The following is a 12,416-nucleotide window of genomic DNA, read 5'->3' on the forward strand; positions in this document are numbered from 1 at the left end:
CTACATACAGTTAAAACCAACATCATCATCCATTTACCTATCACTGCTTTGGTTATGCCCTCGACCTATTAGTAACAGTCAGCTCCATGTGTTACCACACTTCCACCTCTGCCCTATCTACCTCGTCGTCTTCAAGGGGTCTTACTAACTTGACGTTATGAGATATCTCATCTTGAGGGGGGCTTCACGCTTAGATGCCTTCAGCGTTTATCCCTTCCCGGCTTGGCTACTCTGCTATGCCTTTGGTAAGACAACAGATACACCAGCGGCCAGTCCATCCCGGTCCTCTCGTACTAAGGACAGCTCCTCTCAAATATCTTACGCCCACGCCGGATAGGGACCGAACTGTCTCACGACGTTCTGAACCCAGCTCGCGTACCGCTTTAATGGGCGAACAGCCCAACCCTTGGGACCTACTTCAGCCCCAGGATGCGATGAGCCGACATCGAGGTGCCAAACCACTCCGTCGATGTGAACTCTTGGGAGTGATAAGCCTGTTATCCCCAGGGTAGCTTTTATCCGTTGAGCGATGGCAATCCCACTTTATACCACCGGATCACTAAGTCCTACTTTCGTACCTGCTCCACCCGTCGGTGTCGCAGTCAAGCTCCCTTCTGCCTTTGCACTCTTCGAATGGTTTCCAACCATTCTGAGGGAACCTTTGAGCGCCTCCGATACCCTTTCGGAGGCGACCGCCCCAGTCAAACTCCCCACCTGACATTGTCCCCCAGCCGGATCACGGCTGCTGGTTAGAAACCCAGTACTGCAAGGGTGGTATCCCAACAGCGGCTCCATGGCTACTGGCGTAACCACTTCAAAGCCTCCCACCTATCCTGTACATACAATACCGAATCCCAGTATCAAGCTGGAGTAAAGCTCCATGGGGTCTTTCCGTCCTGGCGCAGGTAACCAGCATCTTCACTGGTATTTCAATTTCACCGGGTGCATTGTTGAGACAGTGCCCAAATCATTACGCCTTTCGTGCGGGTCGGAACTTACCCGACAAGGAATTTCGCTACCTTAGGACCGTTATAGTTACGGCCGCCGTTTACTGGGGCTTAAGTTCAAAGCTTCGCCTTACGGCTAACCTCTCCCCTTAACCTTCCAGCACCGGGCAGGCGTCAGCCCATATACCTCACCTTTCGGTTTTGCATAGACCTGTGTTTTTGCTAAACAGTTGCTTGGGCCAATTCTCTGCGGCCATCTTACTGGCACTCCTTCTCCCGAAGTTACGGAGTCATTTTGCCGAGTTCCTTAACAATGCTTCTCCCGTCGGCCTTAGGATTCTCTCCTCATCCACCTGTGTCGGTTTACGGTACGGGTATCCTGCAAACAATAGCGGCTTTTCTTGACAGTCAGCTCACGTGCTTCCCTACTTCTTTTCGGTCCACATCACGTCTTCAGATTGAAGAGCGGATTTGCCAGCTCTTCTCCTACCTCGCTTGTACCGGTCTTTCCATTCCCGGCTCACGCTCTCTGCCTGTGTCCCCACAGTTCTGTTACAGGATAGTACAGGAATTTCAACCTGTTATCCATCGACTACGTCTTTCGACCTCGCCTTAGGCCCCGACTTACCCAGAGCAGATCAGCTTTACTCTGGAAACCTTAGATATTCGGCCGGAAGGATTCCCACCTTCCTCTCGCTACTCATTCCGGCATTCTCTCTTCTTAAAAATCCACAGCTCCTTCCGGTACTGCTTCGTCTCTTTAAGAATGCTCCTCTACCAATTGAAATTCATCAATTCCAAAGCTTCGGCAGTGTGTTTCAGCCCCGGACATTTTCGGCGCAGGACCTCTCGACTAGTGAGCTATTACGCACTCTTTGAATGGATGGCTGCTTCTGAGCCAACATCCTAGTTGTCTTCGAAATCCCACATCCTTTTCCACTTAACACACATTTTGGGGCCTTAGCTGTTGGTCTGGGCTCTTTCCCTTTTGACCACCCAACTTATCTCGGATCGTCTGACTCCCATACATCATCTACACGGCATTCGGAGTTTGATATCCCTTAGTAAGCTTTGACGCCCCCTTAGGAATTCAGTGCTCTACCTCCGCAAGACTCGTATGAGGCTAGCCCTAAAGCTATTTCGAGGAGAACCAGCTATCTCCGGGTTCGATTGGAATTTCTCCCCTATCCACACCTCATCCCCACCCTTTTCAACGGATGTGGGTTCGGTCCTCCATTGCCTTTTACGGCAACTTCAACCTGGACATGGATAGATCACCCGGTTTCGGGTCTACTCCGACTGACTCTTCGCCCTATTCAGACTTGGTTTCCCTTCGGCTCCACACCTTCAGTGCTTAACCTCGCCAGCCAGCGTAACTCGCCGGACCGTTCTACAAAAAGTACGCGGTTGAGCATATAAAGCTCTTCCACAGCTTGTAAACATATGGTTTCAGGTTCTTTTTCACTCCCCTCCCGGGGTCCTTTTCACCTTTCCTTCACAGTACTATGCACTATCGGTCACTAAGTAGTATTTAGCCTTACGGGGTGGTCCCCGCATATTCCCACAAGGTTCCACGTGTCTCGTGGTACTCTGGATCCCGCCATGTCAACTCGTCTTTCGCTTACGGGGCTTTCACCCTCTCTGGCCGGCTTTCCCAAAACCGTTCTGCTAAACTTGTTGAATCAATTCCGCGGTCCGAACCCCAGCATGCACGCACACTGGTTTGGGCTCTTCCGTTTTCGCTCGCCGCTACTCACAGAATCACATGTTGTTTTCTCTTCCTCCGGCTACTTAGATGTTTCAGTTCACCGGGTTCCCTTCCTGACGTTATGGATTGGCGTCAGGATACCTGAGGTTTGCTCAGGTAGGTTTCCCCATTCAGAAATCTCCGGATCAATGGGTATTTGCCCCTCCCCGAAGCTTTTCGCAGCTTATCACGTCTTTCATCGGCTCTTAGTGCCAAGGCATCCACCATACGCTCTTATCAGCATAACCAACTCGACCTCATCCCACGGGAATGGGATAATGTCCACACATGCATAGCGTTGCATGCGTTGGTGATAGTCAATTTTTTTTGAATCTGTTTTCTTCAGATCTTAAGTTAATGTTGTTAACATTACCTCGGATGTCTTGATTAGATATTTATCTTAATCTATTGATTTTCACTATATGCAGTTTTCAAGGTACATAAAGATGCGAGCTTCGCATCCTGACCGACTTTCATCAGTCATTACATACACAAATCTCTTTGTATATCTAATCACTGGTGAAACCAGTTATCATAACAGCACTGCCCTGCTGACTGGGTTGGCGGTGATAAGTTGTTGCTCATCTGTGCCTGTATCTATGCCTAAAGACTTCGTGCGGTCTTTTCGCACGTTAGTCGATTGGTACTTCAGAATTCTTGGTGAGGTTTTTTCGAACCTTAGTTTTCTGAAGTTTCCGTCAGACCTTGTCTTTTTCTTTTTAAATTTGGCGGCCACCTACTCTCCCACACCGTCTCCAGTGCAGTACCATCGGCCATTCAGGTCTTTACCATCGTGTTCGGGATGGGAACGGGTGTTACCCCTGAACGCATCACCACCAAAAAGCTATAGGTCTTAGCGAGGTCTTTTCGAGCTTAGTCCTAAGCTTGTTCTCCGCACTTGGTGAGGTTCTTTCGAACCTAGTAAGGAGAACATCCCTCTACTTGATAACCCAACAATAGACAACAGTAAAAATCCTCTACTTTTTTCTTCCTTAGAAAGGAGGTGATCCAGCCGCACCTTCCGATACGGCTACCTTGTTACGACTTCACCCCAGTTATCGGTCCCACCTTCGGCAGCTCCCTCCTTACGGTTGGGTCACTGACTTCGGGCGTTACTGACTCCCATGGTGTGACGGGCGGTGTGTACAAGACCCGGGAACGTATTCACCGCGACATTCTGATTCGCGATTACTAGCGATTCCAGCTTCATGTAGTCGAGTTGCAGACTACAATCCGAACTGAGACGTTATTTTTGGGATTTGCCCACCCTCGCGGGTTCGCTTCCCTTTGTTTACGCCATTGTAGCACGTGTGTAGCCCTGCTCATAAGGGGCATGATGATTTGACGTCATCCCCACCTTCCTCCAGGTTATCCCTGGCAGTCTCTCCAGAGTGCCCGGCCTTACCGCTGGCTACTGAAGATAGGGGTTGCGCTCGTTGCGGGACTTAACCCAACATCTCACGACACGAGCTGACGACAACCATGCACCACCTGTCACCGGTGTTCCGAAGAAAAGCAGACATTACTCTGCCGTCACCGGGATGTCAAGAGCAGGTAAGGTTCTTCGCGTTGCTTCGAATTAAACCACATGCTCCACCGCTTGTGCGGGTCCCCGTCAATTCCTTTGAGTTTCATTCTTGCGAACGTACTCCCCAGGTGGACTACTTATTGCGTTGGCTGCGGCACCGAATGGCTTTGCCACCCGACACCTAGTAGTCATCGTTTACGGCGTGGACTACCAGGGTATCTAATCCTGTTTGCTCCCCACGCTTTCGAGCCTCAACGTCAGTTACCGTCCAGTAAGCCGCCTTCGCCACTGGTGTTCCTCCTAATATCTACGCATTTCACCGCTACACTAGGAATTCCGCTTACCTCTCCGGCACTCCAGATCAACAGTTTCCAATGCAGTCCCGGGGTTGAGCCCCGGGTTTTCACATCAGACTTGCTGCTCCGTCTACGCTCCCTTTACACCCAGTAAATCCGGATAACGCTTGCCCCCTACGTATTACCGCGGCTGCTGGCACGTAGTTAGCCGGGGCTTCTTAGTCAGGTACCGTCATTTTCTTCCCTGCTGATAGAGCTTTACATACCGAAATACTTCTTCGCTCACGCGGCGTCGCTGCATCAGGGTTTCCCCCATTGTGCAATATTCCCCACTGCTGCCTCCCGTAGGAGTTTGGGCCGTGTCTCAGTCCCAATGTGGCCGGTCACCCTCTCAGGTCGGCTACTGATCGTCGCCTTGGTAGGCCGTTACCCCACCAACTAACTAATCAGACGCGGGTCCATCTCATACCACCGGAGTTTTTACCCCTGCACCATGCGGTGCTGTGGTCTTATGCGGTATTAGCAGTCATTTCTAACTGTTATCCCCCTGTATGAGGCAGGTTACCCACGCGTTACTCACCCGTCCGCCGCTCAGTCAAATAGGAAATCATCCGAAGAATCTTTCCTAAGTGCTTCGCTCGACTTGCATGTGTTAAGCACGCCGCCAGCGTTCATCCTGAGCCAGGATCAAACTCTCGTTAAAAGTGTTTGTATCCAGTTCAGAATCAACATACTAGCTAATTCTTCCCTTTTTACTGTTGTTTGGTTTTTAACCGTTCGCTCGACTGCCTCAAGCTCAAAACTTCGTTTTTCGCTTTCGTGGCTTCGCCAATACTCACAAGCATCACTTTCTGAAAGCAAGCTTTCAAAACTGCTGCTTTGTTCGTGCAGTCTTCGCTTTTCGAAAATCTTCTCTTAAAGAAATTTTCAAGGGTTATTGTTGTCTATTGTTCAATTATCAAGGTTCTTTTTGCTGTTCTTTTCAAGCGACAGCTTTTATATTTTATCAAAAGCTTTTCTCTTTGTCAAGAACTTTTTTAACTTTTTTCAAAGTTTTTTACTTGCTCTACTCGTTCTCACGAGTCAGCTTAGATATAATACCATTTGTTCTTCTCAATGTCAATACTTTTTTCAAAGTTTTTCATTTTCTTTTGAACCAGTCTTATATCATCTTTGATATCATTTTGTAACTCTTACATATAAAAACTACTGGCTATCCAGTAGTTTTCCGGATGATATCAAACGGAGAAAGAGGGATTTGAACCCTCGCGCCGGTCACCCGACCTATACCCTTAGCAGGGGCACCTCTTCAGCCTCTTGAGTATTTCTCCTGACTGAACTCTACTGTATTTCTACAGTATTTATTCAATTAGCACCAACAGTGCGAGGTTTATTATACAAAAGGTTCTTCTTTTTGTCAATCCCTTTTTATATTTTTTTGTAAAAAGGATCCTCCCCTTATAAATGTCCACTTTACTTTTAATATAATTCTTCTCATAAGCAACGACTTGCACCACAATCTCACATACACTTTATACCCCCTGCCTTTCTTACAGTCGATATATTTTTCATCTCTGTAAACTCCCTCCAATACTCCTAATACCTGCTCTTTTTTTACGCCATATTCTTTTATATACTGGTTATCACCACAAAGTACATAACTGTCGGCACCGACTTCCAGAATACGGTGAAGAACTAATTTGCCGCCCACTCTCCGGTATAAAATAACATCCCGGCATTTTGCTTCTCCCTGGTACTTTCTCACGACGATAATATCTCTCTGTGGTCTTATGAACGGGAGCATACTTGTCCCAAAAGGTGCTGTCATTAAATAACCTTTTTCTTCCAAGACTTTTTCTATATTCAGCTTTTCCTGTTCTTTATCCGATTTTTGTATTTCCATATTTTCTGCTCTGCCTGCTCCTTATATCCATTTTCATTATATAAGTACTCTTATTTCATTATAAAGGAAATAAATAAAAAAGCTACAGCAAATTCATCCTGTGACAAATCTGCTGTAGCTCATAATTACCTCTGCATATCTCTGTTTTTATTCTACCGGATCACTATAATCTAATGAATTGGATTCTGTACCATTATCCGAGAATGGTGCCTTAACATCATTATCTCCGGCATTGCTTGCACAGATAATATCCTCGCCATTTAATATTACAATCTCCATAGATGGCTCACTATATACTCTTTTTTTCATAACTCTTCCTTCCCTTAATCGGTCTTTGTTAATTCGTTCACGTAATTCTTTTCAGTTTCTGATCCGCTGTTCTTAATTTTTTCTGCAATACTACTTACGCTGTTCTGATCAACATATGCTCCCATCTTGCTATACGTCTTGCCATCTTTTGTATACTTCACCAGAACTCTGGCAACAATATCTCTATCAAAATTAGCTTTTGCAATATTCGTAAATACAATGTTGGAACGGATATACCCTTGCTTCGTTGCTGTCGGATTTTCTATCTTCTTTGTATTCGCACCCGGTGTTAAGCTCAACTTCAGATCACTGGCAGTAGTTCCATAGTACCATTCACAGCTATTAAAAGCTGTATCTGTGGGCAACTGGAAGTCATATCCAAAACGCATACTTGTCTTCGTATAATCTGTCTCACCATTTGCCGTGATCATTCTGAGAGAACCACCACGCAGCATATCTTCAAATACATATTTGACTGTTGCCGTTCCGTTGTCTGCAACAGTGCTGTCCTCACTGACCGGAACGACTTTATTATTTTGGGTATTTCCATCGATATTGACTGTTACAGCTTCCGGAGCTGTTACAATACTTGCATTTGCAGTAGGTTCTACTGTAACTGTCTCTGTATATGTATTCTTGGGTAACCCAGTTTCAGGATCGTTCTGACTTGTTGTATCCCAAACTGTTTTAAGCGTATAGGCAGGTACCACTGCTGCTGTTGCTGAAAGATCAAAAACTTTTGTTGCATTATTTTCATCTGATAAAGCCGATACTAATGCTGAATAATTACCTTGATTACTTGTCACGCTATTACCTAAATGGGAATATATTTTCAAATCTTTAATATAACCAAATAGTCCTGTGTTACCTATCTGTACATTTGCATCTTTATGTACAATTGCTGCACCTACATTGCTGCTATTATAAGCAGTATTGGAATTCCATCCATCGCTCTTAGATGTTCCATTAATCCAAAGCTTTGTCGCAGTTGTTCCATCATACATTGCAGTTACTGTAATCCATTTATTCAAGTACGTTGCATCAGTAAAATTGCAACCAACTTCCTTCCAACGAGCATCCCCTAAACTATCCGGACCTGTAACCCAAAATTTAATTCTATATATCGTATGATTGTTCCATGTTTGTCTTTTATAAGCAATCTTATACTGATCGCCCTTAGCAACAATAACCGAATCAGCATCTGAAGGAAGGTCTTTCAGCTTAATTTGAAATTGAATTAATACTGAATCATCCTTATTATTTTCTCCCGTAATATCAAGCTTATCTCCGCTTGTACTCGTAACAGTTACAGGGTGAGATAAATCAAGTTCATTTTTATCTGTTACCACAGCATCGCTCATCGTTGCCGGATTCGCTGATATATCCTGTACACTTTTTATTACTGTACCCGGCTCTGAAGTTGTTGCATCTGCATTTGTTCCACCTGCACTTGTTGGAGCAGTAAGGTTAATATCTATATCTTTTAATTCATAAACCTTAATCTCTCTCGCACATACCAACGCATCTTCGCCTGCCTTACTAGTACCCGCTTGGTTATTATATACAGTCTTTCCCACCAGCTTAAAATGAGTAGCCTCTACAGCAGTATCCAACACGATATCTGATGCTGCAGAAGTAGCTGCTAAAGTTCCCTCTTTTGCAATCTGCCAGTCATTTGCTCCTGGTTCTTGATTCGGATTATCCATATTCGCATAATACAGGACATAATCTGCAATATTATTACTTACATTATTGTCCGTATATCTTCCCATATATGTTACTTGTGCCAGCATAATTTTTCGACCAAATCCAGAACCAATCCAAGGTCTGTTCGAATCGTCGATGGTTTCTTCATATCCGCGATTGACAGGACTATAATTGATAGATGTACCTGCTATTCTTCCGCCACTAGTATTTGTATAACGCGAATGCCACATACCACCAGTAATTTTGTCCGAACTCGTTCCCAGCCTTTCATCCCCGTCAAATGCATACTCTGCCTGACCATCAATATTCTTTGTGTAATTGCTGGCACTATCCCAACTGATCGCCGGATCCATCTCACTGTTACACATCGCATTTGCTTTCAGCACATTCTGATCCACCTGCACCAGAACTTTTCCTTTTTCCGGTTTAGTACTCGTTGCCTCTTCTGTCTGCGTTGACGTTTCCCCCTCAGCTTTCGCTACTCTTGGGAAACTTACTGTCGTGAGTACCATGGCTGCTGCCATGCACACCACACCCAATCTCTGTAACCTCTTTTTGTTCATTCCTTTCTTTTCCTCCTTATATGTAAAATTTCCGGAAGTTCACATTATACTGTATTGTATTTATGATGCCAGGGTCAAAAGGTCTAAGCCCACATGAGCTTGCTCATAGGTGGGTGAAAGACCTTAGGACCCGCCCCGATATGAGCATAAAAGTGGGATGATAATCCCACGATATGCGAAGATTGGGTAGGACTGTGGAAGTGCGTAGCACGGAGCAATCCGTAGGCATCAAAGTCGGGGGCTTTTGACCCCGACATCTATTTATTCTTCTAAAAAACCATTTTCCTGCATCTGTCCGATTAAACTCTGAACATCTGCTGTGACCTTTTCCTCACTGACTTCATAATCTTCAACCATGCTGCGGATAATCTCTTCCTGATCCATGCCTTTCTGCAATCTTATCCAAATTTCTTTGCCGGTATCATTCAGCATAATCATGCCACGAAATTTTTTGGCGGCTGCCCCTGTAGCAACTACAACGGATCTGCCTGCGACATCCCGCAATACAAATCCCTTTTTTATCTTCATCTTCGTCCCTCCCGCAGCAATCAATTATCTTTTTATTCTGAACTCTTTTTTAATAATATCCTGTCCAATATTCACCATTTTCATCTGGTCCGGTTGGCTCTGTCGGAGTTGTCGGTTCTGATGGCTTTGTCTCCGGCAGATTCACATCATTATCCGGATTACCGGTTCCCGGATTTGTATTTCCACCGGTATTGGAACCATTATTACCATTATTTGAGCCGTTATTACCTGAATTAGAGCCGTTATTTGATCCATTATTTTCCGGCTTTGAACTGCTATTTGATCCATTATTTCCAGTGTTAGAACCGGTATTGGAACTGTTTCCCGGTTTCCATGTACTGTTAGAACCATTGGCTGTAGTATTTCCTGCATTCCCAGAAGATGAAGAACTTGCTGATGAGCTACTGCTCTTCTTCCGGGTGGATTTCTTTGCCTCATTCTTTGTCAGATCCAATGTAGGCAGAGTCTCTTCCTTTTTATCCTCTTCTTTAACGGAATCGTCCTTTTTCGCATCACTCTTCTGATCCGTCTTTTCCTTTTTCTCTGTCTTATCCGAATCTTTTGATCCATCCTCTGACTTGTCAGTCGTATCTGTCATAGCAACATCGAAGCCATTTTCCTTATCGGCAGTCTTATTCGATACCCGCACAATTCCATATGCAGCCATTCCGATGACGCAGACGAGTACCACGGATAAAGCTATTAACTGCTTTCTTCTTGCACTCATAATCCCTCCTGCTTTTCTCTTTTTATTTCCTTTTTATAAGCAACAATCACAACACATTCCGAATGCATTGTGACCAAGTTATTACTATACTATTTTATAGTACTATTTTTCCTGACATTTTTCAATCCGTTTACCTGTATTTTTTTGTCAAATTTTTCTTATTTTTATGTGGCTATTTGTGTTATAGTAAGGTGTGGAGGGCTTTCCTTTATGAAACTTACTTGAAGTGATTGCCAGGGAAAATGATTTTTTTCAAGCTGAACTTTATAAAAACTCTCAGACTGTCATTGAAAGAAAAAAGAACGTCCTCTACTACGATTGCACCAGTAAAATTTTTTAAAAAATAAGGAGTATCCTATGAGCAGATCGAGAAGACGAAAAAAAATGAATCCCAAAAAGAAAAAGCAACTGATCATTATATCGGTGATCGCCGTTTGTGTTCTGGCAATAGCCGCATTTGCAGCCATTCGCATTACTTCAGGAACATCCGATAAGAAGACTGAATCCACTTCTAAAGATAAAAAATCTGATAAGAAAAAGAGTGATTCAAAAGATTCCGATAATTCCTTGCCGGATCTTGACCTGACCGACGGAAAGAACGATGATTCCAACAAGGATGGACAGTCTTCAGCCTCCGGCAGCAAATCAGGTAGCAAGAGCAAAGGAAATAACAGTTCTTCCAATAATTCAAGCAACAATTCCGGTAATAGCGGAAATGCATCCAACAGTACTTCCGGCAACAAGGCCGACAATGATACTACAATCCCGGGCATTTCCGATGGTACCGATACGATCCCGGACAATTCTGTTGATGTCGACGATGACGAAGAGAGCTGGACAGGATATTATTAAAATTGGGAGTTAAATGATTCTGATTCTATTTATTCTCCTACATTCGCATCGATCGTTTCCTGGATCTGCTTTTCTACCAGTGCCGCAATCTCGGTTGTCTTCATCTCTTTGTAATCTTCATATTCCAACGGCTTAAGGAAATGTACCTGTACTGTTACAGGGCGGATCGTATTCCGGTCAAATGGCACGAAAGAATTAATCAGTGCCACCGGAACGATCGGGCATTTTGCCTTTGTTGCAGCTTTAAAACTTCCACCTTTAAATGTACCGATCTTATTTCCATTTTTAGAACGTGTACCTTCCGGGAAAATCAGGTAGTTTCTTCCTTTTTCAACTTCTTTCGATACATCTATGATCACTTTCATCGCCTGACGCACATCTTCTCTGTCCAGCAGGAATGCCTTAAGACACGAAAAGACCTGCTTTAAAAATGGAATATTTCCCACTTCTTTTTTAGCCACGACTGAAAATGGCCGTGGACACGCTTCTATCATCGCCAACACATCATACAGACCCTGATGGTTTGGGAAAAACATAAAACCATTCTCTGCCGGTATATTTTCACTTCCATGCACATCTATTTTTACATTTCCGCCTTTATTTGCATGCAGATCTACCCACCGGATAAATGAATATTGTTCTTCTTCTGTATATTTATCTGTATGAGACGCCCGATAGCACAGCTTACACCATGCCCATGGAACAAACCAGAGATTTCTGAATACCATCAAAAGGATTCTCTTCATGAATCTTATTCCTCCACTTTTCTGTATTCTTTGATCGCAGTTTCATACAGATTATTTCCCTCACTGTCGATCACAACGATCGCCGGAAAGTTTTCTACTGTGAGCTTTCTGATTGCCTCTGTTCCAAGATCGTCATAAGCGACCACCTCTGCGGAAGTAATACATTTGGAAAGAAGAGCTCCTGCTCCTCCTACCGCCGCAAAATATACTGAACCATTTCTCACGATCGCATCGATAACAGCCTGGCTTCTTTTGCCTTTTCCAACCATTGCTCCCAGTCCAAGATCCAGCAGCTGCGGTGCGTATTTATCCATTCTGCTTGCTGTTGTCGGACCTGCTGATCCGATCGGTCTGCCCTCTCTTGCCGGGGATGGTCCCATATAATAGATCACTTGATCCTTCCAGTCAACCGGCAGTTCTCCACCCTTCTGAAGAATCTCATACATTCTTTTATGTGCCGCATCTCTCGCGGTATACATCGTCCCTGTTATATATACATAGTCTCCTGCATGTAATGATCTTGCAGTTTCTTTATTGATCGGTGCTGTAATATGCCTGTCCAT

The 12,416-nt window shown here is 44.5% G+C and carries 8 protein-coding genes, 1 tRNA gene and 3 rRNA genes; 1 reads left to right on the top strand and 11 read right to left on the bottom strand.

Annotated elements, in window-relative coordinates:
- Nucleotides 1–48 precede the first annotated feature (48 nt).
- The 9 genes from NQ541_RS12320 to NQ541_RS12360 form a co-directional block, all read right to left on the bottom strand.
- Nucleotides 49–2,942 (bottom strand): 23S ribosomal RNA (locus tag NQ541_RS12320).
- A gap of 475 nt (nucleotides 2,943–3,417) precedes the next feature.
- Nucleotides 3,418–3,535 (bottom strand): 5S ribosomal RNA (gene rrf, locus NQ541_RS12325).
- A gap of 155 nt (nucleotides 3,536–3,690) precedes the next feature.
- A 16S ribosomal RNA gene (locus tag NQ541_RS12330) occupies nucleotides 3,691–5,221 on the bottom strand.
- Together the 16S, 23S and 5S rRNA genes form the textbook arrangement of a ribosomal RNA operon.
- Before the next feature lie 540 nt (nucleotides 5,222–5,761).
- Nucleotides 5,762–5,849 (bottom strand) — tRNA-Ser (locus NQ541_RS12335).
- Nucleotides 5,850–5,935: 86 nt separating this feature from the next.
- Nucleotides 5,936–6,421, bottom strand: coding sequence for a S24/S26 family peptidase (locus tag NQ541_RS12340; RefSeq protein ID WP_005608259.1), 486 nt, complete (start codon nucleotides 6,419–6,421; stop codon nucleotides 5,936–5,938).
- A gap of 147 nt (nucleotides 6,422–6,568) precedes the next feature.
- Nucleotides 6,569–6,700, bottom strand: a complete 132-nt coding sequence (locus NQ541_RS12345) for a hypothetical protein (protein ID WP_259936301.1) — start codon at nucleotides 6,698–6,700, stop codon at nucleotides 6,569–6,571.
- Nucleotides 6,701–6,744: 44 nt separating this feature from the next.
- On the bottom strand, nucleotides 6,745–9,000 hold the full coding sequence (locus tag NQ541_RS12350) for a hypothetical protein (protein ID WP_005608262.1): 2,256 nt from the start codon (nucleotides 8,998–9,000) through the stop codon (nucleotides 6,745–6,747).
- A gap of 261 nt (nucleotides 9,001–9,261) precedes the next feature.
- The gene (locus NQ541_RS12355) at nucleotides 9,262–9,528 is read right to left on the bottom strand and encodes a PqqD family protein (RefSeq protein WP_044939768.1); all 267 of its coding nucleotides are present in this window, start codon (nucleotides 9,526–9,528) and stop codon (nucleotides 9,262–9,264) included.
- Between the two features lie 49 nt (nucleotides 9,529–9,577).
- A complete protein-coding gene (locus NQ541_RS12360; RefSeq protein WP_005608269.1) occupies nucleotides 9,578–10,255 on the bottom strand; it encodes a hypothetical protein in 678 nt (225 codons plus the stop codon).
- 357 nt (nucleotides 10,256–10,612) lie between these two features.
- Here NQ541_RS12360 and NQ541_RS12365 point away from each other — a divergent pair, with 357 nt between their 5' ends.
- The gene (locus NQ541_RS12365; protein WP_044939771.1) at nucleotides 10,613–11,107 is read left to right on the top strand and encodes a hypothetical protein; all 495 of its coding nucleotides are present in this window, start codon (nucleotides 10,613–10,615) and stop codon (nucleotides 11,105–11,107) included.
- A 29-nt stretch (nucleotides 11,108–11,136) separates the two neighbouring features.
- On the opposite strand, the gene NQ541_RS12370 is transcribed toward NQ541_RS12365, so the two are convergent.
- Both NQ541_RS12370 and NQ541_RS12375 read right to left on the bottom strand, forming a co-directional pair.
- Nucleotides 11,137–11,853, bottom strand: coding sequence for a lysophospholipid acyltransferase family protein (locus NQ541_RS12370; RefSeq protein WP_005608273.1), 717 nt, complete (start codon nucleotides 11,851–11,853; stop codon nucleotides 11,137–11,139).
- A 5-nt stretch (nucleotides 11,854–11,858) separates the two neighbouring features.
- Nucleotides 11,859–12,416: a Fe-S-containing hydro-lyase gene (locus NQ541_RS12375; protein ID WP_005608275.1), complete on the bottom strand. Its 558-nt coding sequence runs from the start codon at nucleotides 12,414–12,416 to the stop codon at nucleotides 11,859–11,861.

Source organism: [Ruminococcus] lactaris ATCC 29176 (assembly GCF_025152405.1).
Lineage (GTDB): Bacteria > Bacillota > Clostridia > Lachnospirales > Lachnospiraceae > Mediterraneibacter > Mediterraneibacter lactaris.

What these genes read in the sequence shown, in the direction of transcription:
- NQ541_RS12340 (WP_005608259.1), bottom strand. Translation starts at nt 6,421, where the DNA reads ATGGAAATACAAAAATCGGATAAAGAACAGGAAAAGCTGAATATAGAA.
- NQ541_RS12345 (WP_259936301.1), bottom strand. Translation starts at nt 6,700, where the DNA reads ATGGAGATTGTAATATTAAATGGCGAGGATATTATCTGTGCAAGCAAT.
- NQ541_RS12350 (WP_005608262.1), bottom strand. Translation starts at nt 9,000, where the DNA reads ATGAACAAAAAGAGGTTACAGAGATTGGGTGTGGTGTGCATGGCAGCA.
- NQ541_RS12355 (WP_044939768.1), bottom strand. Translation starts at nt 9,528, where the DNA reads ATGAAGATAAAAAAGGGATTTGTATTGCGGGATGTCGCAGGCAGATCC.
- NQ541_RS12360 (WP_005608269.1), bottom strand. Translation starts at nt 10,255, where the DNA reads ATGAGTGCAAGAAGAAAGCAGTTAATAGCTTTATCCGTGGTACTCGTC.
- NQ541_RS12365 (WP_044939771.1), top strand. Translation starts at nt 10,613, where the DNA reads ATGAGCAGATCGAGAAGACGAAAAAAAATGAATCCCAAAAAGAAAAAG.
- NQ541_RS12370 (WP_005608273.1), bottom strand. Translation starts at nt 11,853, where the DNA reads ATGAAGAGAATCCTTTTGATGGTATTCAGAAATCTCTGGTTTGTTCCA.
- NQ541_RS12375 (WP_005608275.1), bottom strand. Translation starts at nt 12,416, where the DNA reads ATGGACAGGCATATTACAGCACCGATCAATAAAGAAACTGCAAGATCA.